This window comes from Tenacibaculum sp., from assembly GCF_048269885.1.
In the GTDB taxonomy this organism is placed as follows: domain Bacteria; phylum Bacteroidota; class Bacteroidia; order Flavobacteriales; family Flavobacteriaceae; genus Polaribacter.
On record NZ_JBLWTZ010000037.1, the window covers coordinates 1 to 19,108 of the forward strand.

Consider the following 19,108-nt stretch of genomic DNA (forward strand, 5'->3'; position numbering starts at 1 on the left):
ATTTATGTGTATTCTAAAAATGATGAATTAGAAACTACCGATATTGTAGAGAGTAAGCTAGATTTTTCTGGTAAAGTATTAGAAACCAAAACCACGCATAAAAAGTCAGGAAATACTGACATCGTGATTGTAGATACTTTTAATTATGACCATATGGGAAGAGTACTTGAACAAGCCCAAAAAATAAATAGTCAAGCTACCGAAACCATTGCTAGCAATGTATATGACCAATTAGGACAACTAAAAACTAAAAAGGTTGGCGGTACTTTACAAGAGGTAGATTATTCGTACAACGTACGCGGTTGGTTAAAAAACATTAACGAAGATGGTAAAAATGACAACGATTTGTTTAACTTTAGGATCAACTACAACAAGCCTCAAAATGGTGCTACGCCCCTGTTTAACGGGAATATAGCGGAGACTTCTTGGAATACTTTAAATACTGATACCAGTACCAAAACATACTCATACAAATATGATGGATTAAATAGGCTACTAAGTGCCATCGACAATACAGGCGAATATAGCGTTGGAAACCTGAATCCAATTACGTATGATAAGAATGGTAACATTTTAAAGATGCAACGTAATAGGGTAATTGATGCAGACGATAATTTTACCTATACTTACAATAACACAAATAAATTACAGAGTTTATCAGGAAGTAAAGCAGGTTCGTTTACCTATGACATAAATGGGAATATGAAAACGAGTACTCGTAAAGGTATCACCAATATTACTTACAACCATTTAAACTTACCAGAAAGAATTGATATAGGTAGTAATAGACTGGAAAATGTATATGATGCTTTGGGTACTAAGCTTCGAAAGAAAAAAATAGAGAATGGAGTTACCGTAATAACAGACTATGCAGGAGGCTTTATATATGAGAATAATGAGCTACAGTTTTTCTCACATCCAGAAGGCTATGTGCAAAAAAGCGGCAACTCTTTCAGTTACGTATATCAATACAAAGACCATGTGGGTAATGTTAGACTTTCATATACAGATAGCAATGGTAATGGAATTATAGATGCTAGTACCGAGATTATAGAGGAAAATCACTATTATCCTTTTGGATTAAAGCAAAAAGGGTATAATAATGTGACTCAGTCTACTGGAAATTCATTAGCTCAGAAGTGGAAGTATAATGGTAAAGAATTAAACGAAGATTTAGGGTTAGATTTATATGATTATGGAGCTAGATTCTATGATCCTGAATTAGGGAGATGGTTTACTCCAGATGCACTAGCTGAAAAATATTATAATCAGTCAACATATACCTATGCTTTAAATAACCCTATTATTTATGTAGATCCAGATGGTAACCAAGTAGAAATGTGCTGTGATGCGCTAAAGGGCTTTTTAGCAACAGTGGTTGATAATACTATCGGAACCAACCTAAGGAATACATTCGATACAGGGTCAGCTTCTTATGGTACAGGTGTTAAGAGTGGTCATGCAGTTTCTCAGATAGCAGGTGTTGTACTGATGGCAGATGGCGCAGTTAATGTTGGAGCAGGTGGAGCAGGATTAGCAGGTTCTGGAGCAGTAGCTGCAACTGGAGTAGGTGCTCCAGTTGCAGGTGTTACAGCAACAGCAAGTGGAGGATTAATACTTAAAGGAGGTGCTGAAATAGCTTTAGGAGCTAATATGATGAATAATGCTAGTAATAACCAAGCCGCTGATGGCTCAAAATTTGACAGAGGTGGTGGGAGTGAATCTTCTGGGAATAGTAGTGTTTCAAGTAAGATTAATGAAGGAAAACAGGGTAAGCATATTGAAGGACATAATAATTATAAAACTCAATTATCTAATGGAAAGCAACCTAGTATATTAGACTCTGATGCTCAAAATTTACTAGATAGTTTTAAATCTGGTGATGTAAAAGGTTCTTCAGTTATTAACGATGTTAAAACAAGGGTAGATTTTGGTCAAACTATTGGAAGGTATTATAATACTGCTACTAAGGAATTTGTGGAAACTACTAATGGTATAATTCACAACTCAAAATCAGGAGCGCATATAGTACCTTCAGCTCCAAATTAAAAAATATAAATATGAATATAAATAAACTAAGACAAGAAATATTATTTGCAACATATAATTCTTTAATTGGAAATATTAACTCAAACATGAGATTAATAAGTATTAGCTGGTCTTCTAATAGTTATCATATGAGGGTGTTTTTTAAAGACAAGCCAAGTGAAAATGATATAGAAATAGTTGAAGAAATAACTACTGAGGTTTGTTCTCATTTATCTTTTATTGAAAAATGTAAAGAAGATAATTTAGTATGGGATTCTGATAAGGAAAAAAATAAACTATTAGATGAAACTGTTTTTATGACTAGAGAACATATTGAAGATAGTTTAGTAAGCTAGTTTGTAAGATAGATACTACTGAAAGGAATAAAAAAAAGACCACGTTATATAATTGTAATGTGGTCTTTTGATTGTTTTAAGAATTATTGCGTTAAGTTTTGTACGGTAGTTTTAAAGATGAAACCATCAAGAAACTCAATTAAAAGTAGTTTTTTATCTTCTGGCATCCTTTCTATTTTTTTAAATTGAGCTAACAATTTTTCATCAATAATATTAACATTTGCTTTATCTTCTAAAGTTCCGTTAATAAGGTAATCGGGTGAAACCCCGCTCCCGCTAGTATTTACTAGCGGCAAATAAGAGTAAGCAACTAGAAATTAAATTATTAAAATAATAGATAAAGATGAAGCCACAACAGTAATGTTGTGGTTTTGTTGTTTTTAGGAGTATGCTTTTTTGGTTTTAATATCTCTAATAAAGGCAATGCTATCTACAAGATGTTTTTACGAATAGTTGTTCCTTATAAGAAAATTATTTAAAAATGAAATGATTACTGAGCTTGCCCAAGTAGAGTTATACAAGGTAGTTTGAAATTGAATATTTTAAACTAGGTTTAAAAAAGTAAGAGAGAAATTTTCTATCTTACTTCATATTAGAAATAGAAGTTCTTTGATAGTAATGGCATTTTTGGCAGTAGGTTTTCCTGTTTTCTTGAATTCTCATTGCTTTTTGAACTTGAAATCGTTGTGAGTAGATAGAAAAATCCATAGATATTAAAAATCGCCCTAAAACTGGACCTCACGCTAAGTTTTATAAAGATCAACAGAAATAATAGTATATAAAAAATGTTTAATAAGAAGATAAATACATTTATTTTAATTATTCTTTTAACAAGTCTAATTGTTTTTATATTGAAAACAAGATTTAGTTATGTTCCTAATAAGTATGAGAAAGAATTAATAAGCTATTTTAGTGAGGTTGCTTTAAAAACTGAATTTTATGATACTCCAAAAAAAATTGTAAAATGGACTAAACCAATGAAAATTTATATATACAAAGGAAAAGAAAATGAAAATCAAATAAAAGCGATAAAGAAAACTATTTACGCTATTAATAATTTAGTTACAGATGGTTTTAAAATAGAGTTAAGCAATAATGAAAAGAGCAGTAATACATTTATTTATCTTTGTGGTAAAGATAAGGTTGCTGAACTAAATCCAAGGTTTTATAAAATGTTTAATGAAGATATTGATTATGAAGTTTCAGGTTTTGTAAATATGAGATATGACAGAGCAAGAAATGTTATTGACGAAGCTTATATCTACATAGATCAAGTAGACTCTATCGAAATCCAACAATCTACTATTTTAGAAGAGATTACTCAAAGTTTAGGTTTAGCTAATGATCCAACTTCGCATCCAAATAGTATTTTTTTTGAAAATAAAAATGAAGAAAGTAATATGATGAATGAATATTCAAAAATAGATAGAGATGTAATAAAATTATTATATCATCCTGAAATGAAACCAGGTTTAAATTTAAAGCAGGTAAATAATGTAATTAAAAAAATATTTCAAGAAGAAAGAGACAAGAATTAAGAGTTATACATTTCATTCTTTTTATAAATGTTAACATAACTTTTTATATCTCCATTTTTAACTTGAATATTTATAGTTATTTCTTGAACTCCATGTCGTTTTTCTCCAAAAGTAATGATTGGTTCATAATTAATTTTATAAAGGCTAAGTAGCTTATCTATTTTGTTTTTTTCGATGTTATCTTTTTTTTCTTTATCCCTAAATCTATTTAGTTTCTCATAGCCTATACCTAAAAATGATACTCCTAAACTAATTACACCAAAAGTAATGTATGTCGCATACACACTAACTACTGTAGATTTTGAAATTAAAACACCTCCAATAATTAAAAAGAAACCAATTATAATTGAAACATAAAAAAAGAAATAAACTGAACTTTTTTTTTGTCTATTAATTTCAACATTAATATTTACTATATCTAACTTCTTTTCAAGTTTTTCTTCAAGCTTGATGTCTGGACAAACAATATTAAACGATTCTTTTAAACCAGTCAAACTACATGTTATTCCATTATAAAAATTTGTTTTTTGATTTTCACATAAATCACAGTGTTTTCCAAAATTCATGTTTTTTAGCTTATTTTTTATAATATTCAATTTGTCGTTCCCAAATCATACTTAATACACCTTTTGAACTTCTTTTTTTAGTAATCCAATTTCCAAACTTATCATAAACATATTCAAAAGATGTTTGGTGTATTTTCTCTCCTTTTTCATTAAACCAATCTTGTACTAGTAAGTTATTGTTTTCATCATATGTTGAAATAAATTTAGTGAAACTACCACCTGTGCTAAATTTAATTTGAACATCTTCATTTCCATTCTTATCATAAGAATATACTCTCTTATCTTTTAAGCTACCATCTGGTTTATATTTTAATTGTTCAATTCTTTCTTTTTTATCATTGTATTTATAAATATACTTCCAAGCACCATTACTGTTAGGTGAACCCAAAATCATTTCTATATTATTACCTTCACGATCATATTTATTTGATTGAGTTTTAGTTAAAACATTTTTAACATTGTAAGTTTTTACTTCAACTAAATTATTTTTTGAATCATATTTATAAGTCCAATAATTTTTAATTTTATCAGATGATTCTCTTTTGATTGCTTTTATGGCATTTCCGTTCTTATCTCTATTGTATATAGTTTTTTCATACAAAGCCCCATTATTAGGATTATATCTTCCACTTTCAATTACTTTCTCATTCTTGTCATAAATTGTATACTTATCAATATTAGAAGCTAGAACCTCATCCCTATTTTTTAATTGACCGTTTTTGACTTTATATAAAGCCTCCTTAATCATTTTCTTTTTAGGTTTTAAGTAGTCCGTTTTAGATTGACCACTAACATTAATCAATGATGTCAAAAAAAGAAATATTGAAACATATAGAGTCTTTTTTTTCATATTATGCAATTTAAATTTATTAAAGCAAATATATTGATTCTAACCTAAAAGAGTCCCTAAATAGGGACTCTATAATATTCAATTATTTCAACCAAATCTTTTCAGCCTTATCAAATCCAACCCGATTAAATTTTTCATCATATCCACGAGAAGCGAGTTCATAACGAATAAATTTTTTAAGCGGAATTTTAGCTAAAAGAATAAAGCGTAAAGTTTCCCCGCTCCCGCTAGTATTTACTAGTGGCAAATAAAAGTAAGTAACTAGCAATTAAATTATTAAAATAATAGATAAAGACGAAGCCACAACAGTAATGTTGTGGTTTTGTTGTTTTTAGGAGTATGCTTTTTTTGTTTTAGTATCTCTAATAAAGGGAATTATTTAAAAATGAAATGATTACTGAGCTTGCCCAAGTAGAGTTATACAAGGTAGTTTGAAATTGAATATTTTAAAATAGATTTAAAAAAGTAAGAGGGAAGTTTTTTTATCAAAAATGCTAATACTTAGCAAACTAATTAAGGTTACAGGTTTAACACCTCTGATTATCGAAGCTCAAATTATAGAATTTATGGCGATTCTCTTGGATTTTATAGGTTTTCCTTAGTGAGTTTGTAGCTACTGAACAAAAAACTTTTTAAAAAAGATGATACACAAAACTAATACTAATATTAAAACGCTTGTCAAATGCCCTCGTTCTTGAAAGGAGGTATTTTTACTTTCTATTAAAAACAGAGCCTTGCTTATTATTGGATCCGTCTCCTTTAAAAACGCTTCATATTGTAAGCTAACAATATAATCGGGAATAACTCCCCTGCCCCATGGAATATCTTTATCTACATCTTCATCAAAGACAACTTTTACAAGAGGGATACGCAATTCAAGACCTGTATGTTTTAGGTGTACCCTATTAAATTTTAAAGCATTCATTTGGTAATAGGTTGATCCTGTTTCTCTACCTATTATCACTCCTCTTTTTTGCTTAAAAAAAAGAGCTGGAAATATAGTCGATGCTGATTGAGAAAACTCATTTATCAAAAGATAAACGTCTCCTTTAAAATTTATTTCTGTATTTGGTTTAATCGTTGGAAAATTATCTTGAGCTAAGATATACTCATTTTTATTTCCACTATATCTATAATTCTCAAATAACACATGGTTCTGAGGTATATTTAAACTATGTTTAAAACTTTGATATGTGGTATTTGAATTTACTTTTTGATATTGTGTTACTGAAAAAGGAGCGGTTGCTATAAAAGAGTATAATCTTTCTATATTGTTAACTTCACCTCCCAAATTATCTCTAACATCTATTATTAACTTACTCGATTCTAACTCATTTACACTTTTAATAAACCTCCCTATACTATCGATGTCTTTATCTGTAAGCTCAAATGTATTGATATCAAGTAAATAAGTAGAATTCTTAAAGTTAGATACATAAAAATTAGAGTTTGCTGAATAATGCTGGTAATTTGGTTCATAACTTTTAAGAGTGGTTTGAACATACGTAAAGTTTTGTCGAGAACCATCACTAAATTCAAGACTTAACTCATCTGTACCATCTTCTGAAGATATAAAGTGATAATATTTCCAAAAATCAAAAAGCAATATTCTTTTTTCTACTGTATTGATATACCCATCTCCTCCATAAACAAGTTTTCTTATCTTAAAAATTAAATTTTTAACATCTTTTTGGTCAATACGAACAATTCTCTTGTTTAAATACTGCTTATAATCCGGATGAGTTGCATAAACTATCACACTGTCGTTTGTAACTCCAAATAATACAGGTGGGTACGTAATTTTTCTGGAGGGATTCTTTTTTGAAATTATGTTTGTATGGCTATCTCTAATCTCTTTTAATACTCCCATTAAAGATGCTTTAAACTGATGAGAAGTCATTGAGTTTTTCAATCTTTTTTCTACCGAATCAAAAACACTGTCTAACTCTTTTTTAGATATATAATCATATAGTCCTGGATGACTTTCTTCCAAAGAGTTTTTAAAAACGATAAAATCCTTTAGCAACTCACTTTTAGAAAATTTATAAGAACTAGGTCTTTTTATTTTTTTTGAAGATGGTAAAAAAGTAGTTGTAAGTCCAAATATTCCCATCGGATCCACAGGTTTCCCTTTATAATCTACTGAAAACATTATAGAAGGTGCTTCTACAGAATGGTAGGAATAACCTACATACCCTATGGTTTCTCCTTTTCTTATTTTATCACCCGTTTTAAAAAACTTAAAAGGTCTTATCCCTAAAAATCTATACACCCTCCCTTTTTCATCCTTAATACTTAATAGTACCGATATTCTACTAGGCGTTAACTTTTGATTATTTGCAATAATCTCTCTAATTTTTCTATCTTTTTCTAAAGGTTTCAGTGAATCATTTATCTCTGGAATATCATATGTAGAAGAGTATGATAGGGTGTTGTAATATGAATAATCCAATGTTTCTACCTTTCCAGATATTGGAGAAATTACTTCAGAATTTTCTTTTGCAGTAACAAAAAGGTTACTATAATTTAATTCCTTTTTTATATAATCTTGAGGTGTAAAAATTATTCCTGAACCAATATCTTTCCCTTTAATTATCCATACATCGGATACATCTTGAGACATTGAAAACAAAGAAAAAGAGCATGCGATTAAAAGAAATATTACTTCTTTTTTCATCAATAATTTGATTTGATTTATAAAAACTGCTATTAACTCTTCCTACGAAGTATTAAAAAAACCTTAGAGTTAATCTGAATTAATAAGACTAGATAAGGATTTTAAGAGTAAAACCTCATCTCCTTTTTTATATCCAAATTTATGTAAAACAATTTTTTTGTTGCTATCCATTATCAAAACTTGAGGAACACCATACCAATAATTTAAAAGGTTATTTCTTAATCGAAAATACTTATCAAAATACATGTTAAAATCCCAGTTATTTTTTTGAGCTATCAACCTAGCGGTATTATAATTATTTGGCGTATCATCTGAAACAACAATCATTGTAATCTTCCCTTTAATTTCATCGTATATTTTATTTTTTTGTATAGCATTAAACTCATTAATACAAGGTCTGCAACTAGATAACCAAAATAAAAAAGCAATGGGTTTATCATAAGATTCTAGCTCGCTACCAGTAACGATATCACGGGACTTTATAAAAGGTTGAAGGCTAATTTTAGAATTAAACGTATGAACCTCTCCTACTCTAGAATTCTGAGCATTAAGATTCGTATAATTAATACTAATTAATACGAGAATAGCAAAGCCTATCTTACTGTACATAAATTACTTTTATTAAAAAAATATTCATAATTAGATTTTGGCGGACAAATGGTATTGTAAACACAATTTGAACAAACATCGTCATTTAATTTAATATCAAACCAACTCTTTTGTTTATCTAATTCTGTATGTAATATATCCGCTACAGAATTTAACGCTATATGTCCAACTGCTTCTAAATTAACATTTGTAAATATATTTCCTGAATTATCTACATATAATTTTCCAAAAAAGTTTGGATTAACTTTTTTTAAAGTGTTAACCTTTCTTAAGGTTAGTTCTTGTGCTAAAATATCTTCTTTTTCCAGAAAGATATGTTTTTCAAAAAAATCGATATTTTTTTTATTGTAAAAAGGTAAAATAGAATAAGCACTTATTTTAAACTCATTTATTGTGGCCTCAGATGAAAAGTAATCTTCTTCATTTTCTATAATAAAATGGAACCTATGCTTAATTCTTTTTTCAGTAAGTACATTAATAGCATTCTTTATTTTTAATAAATCTATATGCTTCACATGTACAAATAGCACAACATTATACCAGAACTTATTATTAATAATAGTAAGTAATCGCTTTAAACTATCTATTTGATCATTAAAAACATCGATGTGAAAAAATAAGTTTTTAGTGAGCTTAAATGGTTCTAAATACATTAAAAACTTGTCTATATTTTCATATGCTGAAATGTCTGAACCAGTAAGATTTATACTTGTCAATTCATTCAAGTTTATCTTTTCTAAAAAACGGAGTAACTTATCATAGTCCAATTGTTCATTACTAGGCTCATTCTTACCACAATATAAAAATTGATTGTAAGCATTTTCTAAAAAAGCATCATTTTTCTGATTATTTAAAAGGATGTTTAATTCTTTTAAATAGGAAACTATTTTTTCACCAATTGACAATGAATTTGAATCTCCAGTTCTTAATTTAGATTCATCTCTTTGAATATTTATAATATTTGTCATTTGAAAAGGCAAATCGCTTAGTTTATTTATAGGAATCAGATCTCCCATAAAATGATCCTTTATCAATTTTACAAAATTGTTTATTTCTGATGAATTTTCCTCTAATGAATATCTAATCACATTATTGTTTGCACTTACTTTATTTAAAAAACTAATAAGCGCTGGCTGTTCTTTAAACTCTATTTTATTCTTACTTAAAGTATCGTACAAAAAACAATCGTTATTTACTATGGAAATTGATACCGTTGGTTCAATAATTAGGCAAGATTCTTGACTCATATCGTTATAACTTTAGTCATTATTTCTTCGTATATATTTCTATTTCTTTCCAAATAAGAAACTTTTTCAGCAAGTTCATCTGTAAATTTTTTATCATTTTTATATGAACTACACGGAGGAGCATAAGCAGAATCAAGATCCAAACTATGATTATATATCATACATTGAGAACACGAATCATTTAAATTACACGAGTTGCATCTTGACTCCACAATATTATAACTAGTATTGTATCTTTCTGTAATATCTTTTAAGTCAATAGTTACTCCAAAACGATTTACCTGCCCGAGTCCATTTTGATGTCCTACCGTTTCACAAGGCAGTAATTTTCCATTTACAGTCACAAACATTTTTACTGAAAACGGAGTACAAGTTCCTGTAGGTTTTCGGGAAACATAACTTTTAGTACTTGTTAAATCATTGTAATCTTGATATACACTCCCACTTCTTGTAGATAAAAACCCAGCCATTTCTTTAATTATTGGCAAGTTTAAAAACATGTCATTTTCTAATACTTTTTTATCTTTTGCCTTGGTATAACTATGATGAGAATTTGCGTACATCTCTAAGAATTTTTCTTGATATTCAGGAGCAATCCCTGAAGTATTAAGATCTCCTATTGAGGGTGCTTTTCCATACCTCTCTTTAAAAAACTCATTTACTTCTTCAACAGAATTTTTATTGTGAATAACTGCATTAAAGTTTACGTTAGTTTTAAAATAATCGGGATATTTCTCTCGCAATAAATCAATGTTTTTAACAACAATATCATAAGAACTTTTACCATTTCTTAGGTATCTGTATTGGTTGTTTTCTTTATCTCCATCTAAACTAATTAATAAATTAAAGTTGTTCTCTACTATAAAATCCATATGCTTTGCTAGCATAACTGCATTCGTTGTCATTGTAAAAACAAACCTATTTTTTTTAACATCTAATGACTTGATATAATTGACAATCTTTTTAATAACTAGAATACCAGATAAGGGCTCTCCCCCATAAAAACTTATATATATTAGTTTATCTAACGATGTATTTAAAGAAGAATTCCATTTAGGAACTAAAAAATCTATAAGGTTTTTAGCTAGCTGAAAATCTAGTTTTTTATTATTTCTTTCATCATAATCCCTATAAAGAGAGCTATAAAAGCAGTATTCGCAATCAATATTACAAAAATCGGTAACTTCAAAAGTAACTTGACGCATATTTGCAAGAGACTTCTCTATATCTAACTCAGTTAATCTCTTTGATAAAAACTTTTCATCTTTCTTTTCTTTGTTAAAATATCCATTTTTAACAAAAACGTGATATTTTTTTAGATAATAAGTTAATTCATCATATAATACCTCTCCATACCCTTTTAAATAAATTACATTATTTTCATTTTTAGGTGGTATAAAATCGGGATTATCAATTAACCATGCTAGTATAGGATGGCATATGTGCATGCGGTTTTCTTTATCATAAAAATAATGATTCCCATTGTTTGATGTAAAAGTGCAATAGTTTAACATTTTAATTTTTTTTTAGTTGTAAAATACAAGTGATGCCAGCATCACTTGTATTTATAATTGCCCTCTAACAAGGCCCTTGTTCGCCGCGACCAATTGAGTGCAAATTGTCAGCTGCGTTTGCGCTGCTGTTTGCCGCTACACTAGACCCACCACAATTGGCATAAAAACAACCACAAGTACATCCTCCTCCATAAACACTTTTTAGTTGGTCATTACTAAGTGTATTATGATTTAGCTTTGATAATTTTAAATTCTTCATGATTATAGAATTTATGAGATACCTACTCGTTAAAGGCTTTTCGGTTTTCGCCTAGGGTTGAATTATATGTTTTTTAAAAAAACTTCTTCAAACCACCCTCTAAACGTAAAACAATATTTTACAGATGGTTAGAAAAAAAATACTAGGCTTTAGCATTTTTTTTCTAAATTTAGAGGATAAAAAAAATTGACTATATTTTGGAAATTGGATATACCTTAAAAAAAATTCGAGAAGAGAAAAATATTTCTCAACAAAAAGTTGCCGACTACCTTGACATTCCTCAAAGAACATATTCTAATATGGAAAGCGGAAAAAGTAAAATATCATGCCAACATTTATACAAACTAAGTTCCTATTTTGGTTTTGACTTGGTTGAAAAACTACAAACTCAATGCTTCATTTTACGTCAAGGAAAGTTACCTATACAAAAAAAAGATATCAAAACTAAAGACTATTATGAAAAGCTTATTGCTAATTATGAAAAATCCATAAAACAAAGAGATGAGATGATTTCCTCGTTAATAGACAGGCTAAAATATTTAGAAAAAAAACACTGTTAGTAATTGCTAGTAGCTAAAAATTTCTACGAATAAAATTTCTTCAATTTTACTCTCCTCTATTCGCATATCATTTTTCTACCGTTTAAATTCACCCGAGCTAAAAAATTACCATCTTTGCATTTTTATACAATTTTGGATTTAAACTATAACATAATTTCCCTTATAGATATTCTTGGCGTAATACAAGGAGTTATTCTTGGGTCGTTATTATTATTTGTACACCAAAGTAAAAGGAAGTCTACTCTATTCTTGGGGTTGTTTATTTTAGCTTATTCATTAGAGTTTATACCTTCTATACTAACAGACATTAAACTGGTAGAATACTACCCGCAACTTACCTATTTACCATTTGACTTTATTTGGTTGATGTTTCCGTTATTTTACAAATATGTTAGGCATATCTCTGTATTTCCTGAAAAATCTAATTATATTTATTTATACCCCGGAATACTATCCTTTATTTTTCAGTTAATAATTTTCTTTTTCCCTCTTGAAATCCAAACTACTATTTACGAATCAATTCCTTATTTACTGTTCTCGTTACTGGGTATATTATATTCTATCTGGATAGCAATAAAAACTGTTCAATGGATTAATTTACATATAGGAGAAGTACATAATCAATTTTCAAAAACGGAAAAGAGGGAGTTACAATGGGCAAAGTTATTTGTTATTATTGGGCTGCTATTTATAATCTCTAGTATTTTTGCTGCTTTTTTTAAAGAATCATTTTGGGTTGCTCTCCTTTTTTCATTAGTGAATGTTGCCTTACTCTATTGGGTTTCACTTCGAGGTATTTTGCAAAAAAACATTTCTCCGTTGTTTCAGAATGTAGTATCCAGTAGTACAACTATAACTGCTACTAGCCAACTATCAAATAATAAGAAAACTTCTAATTTTACACCAGAAAAAGGAGAAGTTCAGGAAAAAGAAAGCCTAGAAAAACAAGAATTGTTAGTTAAAAAAGTTACAGATTATATAATACTGAATAAACTTTATATAAAAGAAGACCTCACAATTGTTGAAGTAGCTAAAGCTGTTAAAAAACATCCAAAAACAGTTTCTAGTGCCATTAATAAAGTACGTAACGTAAATTTCAACACTTATATTAACACCTTCAGGATTGAAAAAGCTAAAGAATTATTACTTTCTCCAATAGCTCAAAACTTAAGTATTGAAGGAGTTTCTAACGAAGTAGGTTTTAATAGCAAGAGTGCCTTCTATGCAGCTTTCAAGAAAATTGTAGGTACAACACCTACACTATATCAAAAACAAAACAGCTAACATATTTTTTATCTTATATAAAGAACTTAAATAGCTCTATTTTGGTTTTGACTTTTCTATCTTAAGGGTTCTCAAATTCAAAACACCTTGTCCTGATTCCTGAATTATGTACATAAACACTCCATTTTATAGTTTTTTTGTACTGAAATCCGAAATCCAAACCTCTGCTCTCCCCCATTTTTAGGCTGATTACTTTTTTTCAGAAATCTTTGTATGGCAAAAACAAATAGCTATACAGCATGAACAGGTTTACAAACAAAACGAACAAAATTCTACTGGTTTTCTTGTTCTTATTGTGGAGCAGTTATATAGTTTGGGAGATTCAAATACAAAAATGGATTACAAATACTAATTACACTAATACAGTAATCAGAGTAGATTTGATTTTTATACTCCCCTTCTTACTTATTGTAACACTATATGTAGGCTACCTAATCTTTAAAAATTTTAAAAAATGAGAATAATTATGAGTAAAATCGTAGTCGTTATGATTATCCTGGCTATTTCATTAGCTAGTAATGTGCAGGCACAATCGCTTAAACAATTATTAAAAACAAAAAAAGCGAATAGTCTCAAAAAATGTGAAAGAAAAAAAGGCTACTGGTACAAAGAAAAATGTTGGGCAAATTTTACTGAATTTGATACTAATATTACCAAAGCAAATATAGATAGTGTGGTTACTGAGCAGATGAATGCTGCCAAAAATTACGGACTTACCATAGGTAACGACATCAAAGCAGTAACGTTTTTTATGCCAGAACGCAATAAAAAACAGATGTTTGCCATTACCGTTTTTAAAGAAAACAATCAACAATATACCTTATTACAGATGGGTGATTTTGAAGAAAAAAAAGAAAACCTTTTGCAAGCTATCCTTATAGAAGGACATATTATGGATTTTGGTGAAAACCAAGAAGAAATGCAAAAAGCTGTACGTGCCTCCGGAACTTCCCAAGCAAAAATGTATGTAACAGATAACAACAAAAAGTTCACCAGTCAAGGAAGACTAAAATATATAAATACTGAAAAAACAGTACCCTTTAAATTAATAGCTGGCGAAGAGTTAGTAGGAATGGGAGATACCACTTTAAAAGTAAAAGGAGAGGAAGTTTTTCTAAACGGAACCTTGGGTACCAAAGCCTATAAACAATTTAAAGACCTGATAAAAGAACATCCAGAAGTTAATACCGTTGTCTTACAAAATGTACCAGGCTCAGTTAACGATGAAGTAAATATGCATACAGGAAGGTTAATTCGTGAAGCAGGATTGAACACCAAGGTATTGGCAGACAGTGAAATTTCATCAGGCGGAGTAGACTTGTTTTGCGCAGGTAAAGAACGCATTGTAACTAAAGGGGCTAAGCTAGGTATCCACTCTTGGGGAGGCAATGGAATAAGCGCAAATGATTTACCTAAAGATCACCCAGCTCACCAATATCAATTAACTTATTTCACAATGTGTTTAGGTATTGATAAAGGTCCTGACTTTTACTTCTTAACATTAGAATCAGCCCCTGCGGACGACATGTACTGGATGAAAGACCAAGAAATAAAAAACTGGACTGTTGCCACCAAATTTATAGAACAATAAAAACCTAAATAACAATTAAAACCAATAAACAATGAAAGTGATAAAAAACATTTTAACAGTAATCATCGTATTAACATCTATATCATTATCAGCACAAGAACTTAAACATGTAGATAAAAGTATCATAAACGTTAATGACTTACCAGAATATGTAGTTATAACCTCTGAAAACACTAAACTATTAGGGGGTATAAATATTACCATAGACTCTAAAAAATCTGATTATCAAAATATCTTAGAAGAATTAGAAACATTACTTCAAAATAGAAAAAAATTAAGAATAAGAAACCAAACCGATTTATTAAACGCACTATCTAAACTAGGCTTTGCGTATGTGGATGCTTATAATGCAACTGCTGGAACTTTGGGTGTAGGTGGTGGCAATGATATAGATATCTTTGGGAGTGAAGCTAAGTACCGCATCAATATGGTGTTTAGAAAAAAAACTGATTTCAGAAATTAAAACTGCACACTAAAAACTAAAAAAACAAGCCTCTATTAAGAGGCTTGTTCTTCTTTAAAATATTGAAAAATATAGCTCTATATATTAAATTAGCAGTTAAAAAATCGTGAATTACTTAAAATATAATTTTCAATAATAAAATATATGAATCCTGAAAACAAAAAAGCATTTAAGGAAATTTTCATTCTATTTATTGGTACTATTTTAATTGTATTTTTTTTGTTTAAAATTTTTGTTTGGAAATATAAATAATCCTCGAAGGGTTTACTCTGTGAGGAATTAATTAATATGATTTCTTTTAATGAAAAAATTAAATATTTCACTCAAAAACAATCAAATCAAAACAAAGAATGTCGCTCTAAAAAGATGGCATTCTTTGTTTTTTCTTAAGAACTCTGCTAAATCTTAATCTAAGAATTTACCTTAGAAAAAATCATAACCTTTTTTGTTCTTCTGTTTTTTTTCTATTTTCTTTCACTAAATTTCCTCCTAAGTGATAAAGTAAGGTCACACCAAACCTTCTTGAATCTGGTTTGTTATTATAGTAATAATCTATAATATCACTTTGAGAATAGGCTTCATAATGGTTGGTGTTAAATACATCACTTATAGTCAGTTGCGCTACTAATTTTTTATTTAGAAATGTTTTTTTAATTCCGAAATCTACATAACCTGTTGCTTTTGTACTGTACAAACCAAGTAACTCCGATGAAAACCAGTGTGCAGAAAGATTCATTTTATAGTCTTTTGGCAAGGAAATATCTTGTTGTAATGTAAATGTTGTAGCCCACTTTGATAGTTGTTTTTCTCCTGAAACTTGTGAAATAGGATACGTAGTATAACTTATGTCTGAAAAGAAAAGTAAGTTCCAAAACGAATATAACTTAAATGGGGTTGATACGGTAAAATCAAAACGTTCTCGATTACCAAAATTATCACTTTGACTTTTAATAGTAGTACCATTATCATCTACCAAAAGCCTTCGATTTATAAAATTATCACTCTGGTTATACGTTGCTGAAAAAACATAGTTATTTTTTAGGCTATATGTAAACGAATATACCCAAGCCAATTCAGGTACTAAATTAGGGTTTCCTGAATAATAGAAGTACTGATCTCTATACCATCGTACTGGATTTAAATCGGTGTAAGATGGACGATTGATACGTCTATTAAGCGAAAAATCTATTTTATTGTCTTTATTTAAAACTTGTCCTATTGAAAAAGAGGGAAACAGCTTAGTGTATTGCCATTCATTTGTTTCATTTTCTTTTACTGTATACCCTTCTGCTTTGGTATTTTCTACACGAAGCCCAACATCTATTGTTGTTTTATTTATTTCTTTTGATCCTGTTATATATGCTGCTACAATCTGTTCTTTATATTTATAGTGATTACTTAATGCTGGTACTTTTTCATACCCCCCCTCTTCTAACGATTCAAATTCGTATTGATTATCATTTTTAACCTTAGCATATTTAAGACCTGTTTTAATAACATACTTCTTAAAAGGCAAATTAGCATCAATCTGTGCTGAAAAAATATCTACATTTCCTGGTTGATGTGACTTGAGTACATTGGTATTTAATTTATTTTGATTTGCATCATAATTATCTGTTATCAGTATTCCATCTGAATAATTTCGATAGGATGTATAATTAGCATCTGCTGTTAATTTTTTTCCTAGAGAATCTATTACAAATAGATAGTGCATACTCCCCGCATCGTAATGATAAGGTTCAATTATTTTATTATCTGTTAATGTGTAAGATTGTAATTCTTTGAGATTATTAAATTTATTAACTGTAGAATAATTTTGTTTTTTAAAGTCATCAAAGTAGCCATGATAGTTAATACTTAAACTATGTTTAGGTAAAAACTGCCATTCAGTTCCAAATCGCCAAGTATAATATTTTATTTTATAGTTACTTTCGTTTTTACGACTAAGCCACAGAGATTCTCCGTTTTCATTGATGGTATTTCCACTTTTATTTTTGGTAAATCTATGAGGCGTATTATAATCAAAAGAACCATATAAATTTACTTTTTTTGTACGTAAACTTGCCGAAATATTTTCGTTTGTCATCCAATATTTCCCTTTTGAAATGGTAGTTCGTAAATTGACTGCATAACCCTTTTTTATTTTTTTTTCGAGAACAATGTTAATTATACCTGTATTACCTGCTGCATCAAACTCGGCTGTTGGTGATGTTATCAATTCTATCTTTTTAAGGTCTTCAGCACTCATTCCTTTTAATAAATTTGACAATTGTCCTCCAGATAAATAGGTCATTTTACCATCTATCATAATATTTACCCCAGACGCCCCTCTAAATAAAATAGCATCATTTTGTCCTACATTTATGCCTGGTAATTTTTTTAACATATCAAGAGCAGATTGTCCTGTTGTAAGAGTAGATTTTTTTAGGTTAAATGTTAATTTACCTTTACCAGCTTCAATAAGTGGTTTTTTAAAATTAACTACTACTTCCTTTAATGCATTAACATCTTCTTTTAAGGTTATATTTATCTTTTCTTCATCAGTTACTTTTTTTTCTCTCGTAATCATTCCTACAAAAGAAAATACCAAAACAGCTCCTTTAGTTGTTTTTATTGAATATTTCCCGTCTAAATTGGTTACTGTTCCTTTATTACTTCCTTTTATAAAAATAGTTGTACCTGGTAATACTTGATTTGTAACATCACTAACGACTCCTTTAACTTCAACCTCCTGTGAAAAAACAAACCATGGGAAAAGAATTAAAAAGTAACGTACAAGTATTTTGATATAATTTTTCATTATTTAATTTATTTTTTGGTTAGATAGATTTACTATCTATAATCATTCAACATATTTAGTTTCTCGTTTTACACAAATCCCTAAATATTAAGTACTACTTAAGAATGACTTATTTTTTTTTGATTTTTTAAGTTCTAGAAGTTTTTCATTACAATTAGTTGCATAAAATATTCTTCAACTCCTTTTAAAAAGTTGCAATTATTTTCAAAAAATTGAATGTGGAAATGTTTTTTCTTTACACATAGCTTTTTACTTGCTCTAAATATTTAGACGCATTTTATAATCCAAAGGTTTTAACTTTTGATTACGCTATCATTAAAAGAAACTAGAATAACTTATAAAAACCAAGATGATATTTATACTTTGTTTTTCTCTAAAAAATTATACTAACAAAGGAGGAGGTCTGGAGAAGAATTTATATAAAGTAAAATTACTTATAGCAATAAACCTGTAATTTTTAATAATTGATTTTTGAACTATAATTTCAAACCTATCAATAATTAAATTTTGGAAATTAGGAGTAAGTGCAGGAGTTAAATCATGTGTTATACTATGGTCACACATGGTACAATGTACTGCATGATCCATATCATCTGTATGCATCAATACATGAATTCCTGTCATTTTCACTGATAGAAAAAGCACAAGGAATAAATAGGTTACGCTATTCTTTAACCATCCTTTTTTCATTACTTGTAAACTTACTAAAATTAACTTGAAAAAATGTTAATTTCACACTTGCTTTCGCTAAAAAAAACATATAACT

General features: G+C 28.9%; 17 protein-coding genes. 7 read left to right on the top strand and 10 right to left on the bottom strand.

Going from position 1 to position 19,108, the window contains the following annotated elements; genetic code table 11:
- Both ACN0WY_RS16810 and ACN0WY_RS16815 read left to right on the top strand, forming a co-directional pair.
- Positions 1 to 2,049 (top strand): polymorphic toxin type 50 domain-containing protein (locus tag ACN0WY_RS16810; protein ID WP_417801118.1); only part of this gene is annotated, 2,049 nt, incomplete at its 5' end.
- A gap of 86 nt (positions 2,050 to 2,135) precedes the next feature.
- Positions 2,136 to 2,384, top strand: a complete 249-nt coding sequence (locus ACN0WY_RS16815; RefSeq protein ID WP_417801119.1) for a hypothetical protein — start codon at positions 2,136 to 2,138, stop codon at positions 2,382 to 2,384.
- 83 nt (positions 2,385 to 2,467) lie between these two features.
- Here ACN0WY_RS16815 and ACN0WY_RS16820 read toward each other — a convergent pair whose 3' ends face one another.
- Positions 2,468 to 2,680: a hypothetical protein gene (locus tag ACN0WY_RS16820; RefSeq protein WP_417801120.1), complete on the bottom strand. Its 213-nt coding sequence runs from the start codon at positions 2,678 to 2,680 to the stop codon at positions 2,468 to 2,470.
- 555 nt (positions 2,681 to 3,235) lie between these two features.
- Between ACN0WY_RS16820 and ACN0WY_RS16825 the strand changes: the two genes are divergently transcribed.
- A complete protein-coding gene (locus ACN0WY_RS16825; RefSeq protein WP_417801121.1) occupies positions 3,236 to 3,922 on the top strand; it encodes a DUF2927 domain-containing protein in 687 nt (228 codons plus the stop codon).
- Here ACN0WY_RS16825 and ACN0WY_RS16830 read toward each other — a convergent pair.
- The 7 genes from ACN0WY_RS16830 to ACN0WY_RS16860 form a co-directional block, all read right to left on the bottom strand.
- Positions 3,919 to 4,488 carry a hypothetical protein gene (locus tag ACN0WY_RS16830; protein WP_417801122.1) on the bottom strand — a complete coding sequence of 190 codons (570 nt, stop codon included), beginning with the start codon at positions 4,486 to 4,488 and terminating at the stop codon, positions 3,919 to 3,921. The two genes, ACN0WY_RS16825 and ACN0WY_RS16830, sit on opposite strands and share 4 nt — an antisense overlap.
- Positions 4,489 to 4,498: 10 nt before the next feature.
- Complete coding sequence (locus tag ACN0WY_RS16835) at positions 4,499 to 5,338, bottom strand: hypothetical protein (protein ID WP_417801123.1); 840 nt, start codon at positions 5,336 to 5,338, stop codon at positions 4,499 to 4,501.
- A gap of 613 nt (positions 5,339 to 5,951) precedes the next feature.
- Positions 5,952 to 8,015, bottom strand: a complete 2,064-nt coding sequence (locus tag ACN0WY_RS16840; RefSeq protein WP_417801124.1) for a S41 family peptidase — start codon at positions 8,013 to 8,015, stop codon at positions 5,952 to 5,954.
- Between the two features lie 69 nt (positions 8,016 to 8,084).
- Positions 8,085 to 8,624 carry a hypothetical protein gene (locus tag ACN0WY_RS16845; RefSeq protein WP_330488022.1) on the bottom strand — a complete coding sequence of 180 codons (540 nt, stop codon included), beginning with the start codon at positions 8,622 to 8,624 and terminating at the stop codon, positions 8,085 to 8,087.
- Positions 8,609 to 9,871, bottom strand: a complete 1,263-nt coding sequence (locus ACN0WY_RS16850) for a TIGR04150 pseudo-rSAM protein (protein ID WP_330488024.1) — start codon at positions 9,869 to 9,871, stop codon at positions 8,609 to 8,611. Before ACN0WY_RS16850 ends, ACN0WY_RS16845 begins: the two co-directional genes overlap by 16 nt.
- Positions 9,868 to 11,385, bottom strand: a complete 1,518-nt coding sequence (locus ACN0WY_RS16855; protein WP_417801125.1) for a radical SAM peptide maturase — start codon at positions 11,383 to 11,385, stop codon at positions 9,868 to 9,870. Before ACN0WY_RS16855 ends, ACN0WY_RS16850 begins: the two co-directional genes overlap by 4 nt.
- Before the next feature lie 64 nt (positions 11,386 to 11,449).
- Positions 11,450 to 11,644 (bottom strand): TIGR04149 family rSAM-modified RiPP, encoded by a 195-nt coding sequence (locus tag ACN0WY_RS16860; RefSeq protein WP_330488026.1) that lies wholly within the window; start codon positions 11,642 to 11,644, stop codon positions 11,450 to 11,452.
- 197 nt (positions 11,645 to 11,841) lie between these two features.
- Here ACN0WY_RS16860 and ACN0WY_RS16865 point away from each other — a divergent pair, with 197 nt between their 5' ends.
- From ACN0WY_RS16865 to ACN0WY_RS16880, 4 genes are all read left to right on the top strand, one after another.
- Positions 11,842 to 12,204, top strand: a complete 363-nt coding sequence (locus ACN0WY_RS16865; protein WP_330488027.1) for a helix-turn-helix domain-containing protein — start codon at positions 11,842 to 11,844, stop codon at positions 12,202 to 12,204.
- A 114-nt stretch (positions 12,205 to 12,318) separates the two neighbouring features.
- The gene (locus tag ACN0WY_RS16870) at positions 12,319 to 13,488 is read left to right on the top strand and encodes a helix-turn-helix domain-containing protein (protein ID WP_417801126.1); all 1,170 of its coding nucleotides are present in this window, start codon (positions 12,319 to 12,321) and stop codon (positions 13,486 to 13,488) included.
- Between the two features lie 466 nt (positions 13,489 to 13,954).
- Positions 13,955 to 15,079 carry a hypothetical protein gene (locus tag ACN0WY_RS16875; RefSeq protein ID WP_417801127.1) on the top strand — a complete coding sequence of 375 codons (1,125 nt, stop codon included), beginning with the start codon at positions 13,955 to 13,957 and terminating at the stop codon, positions 15,077 to 15,079.
- 31 nt (positions 15,080 to 15,110) lie between these two features.
- A complete protein-coding gene (locus ACN0WY_RS16880) occupies positions 15,111 to 15,542 on the top strand; it encodes a hypothetical protein (protein WP_330488030.1) in 432 nt (143 codons plus the stop codon).
- Positions 15,543 to 15,975: 433 nt separating this feature from the next.
- On the opposite strand, the gene ACN0WY_RS16885 is transcribed toward ACN0WY_RS16880, so the two are convergent.
- Both ACN0WY_RS16885 and ACN0WY_RS16890 read right to left on the bottom strand, forming a co-directional pair.
- Positions 15,976 to 18,342, bottom strand: a complete 2,367-nt coding sequence (locus ACN0WY_RS16885) for an outer membrane beta-barrel protein (RefSeq protein ID WP_417801128.1) — start codon at positions 18,340 to 18,342, stop codon at positions 15,976 to 15,978.
- Positions 18,343 to 18,723: 381 nt separating this feature from the next.
- On the bottom strand, positions 18,724 to 19,032 hold the full coding sequence (locus ACN0WY_RS16890; protein ID WP_330488032.1) for a hypothetical protein: 309 nt from the start codon (positions 19,030 to 19,032) through the stop codon (positions 18,724 to 18,726).
- Between the last annotated feature and the right edge of the window lie 76 nt (positions 19,033 to 19,108).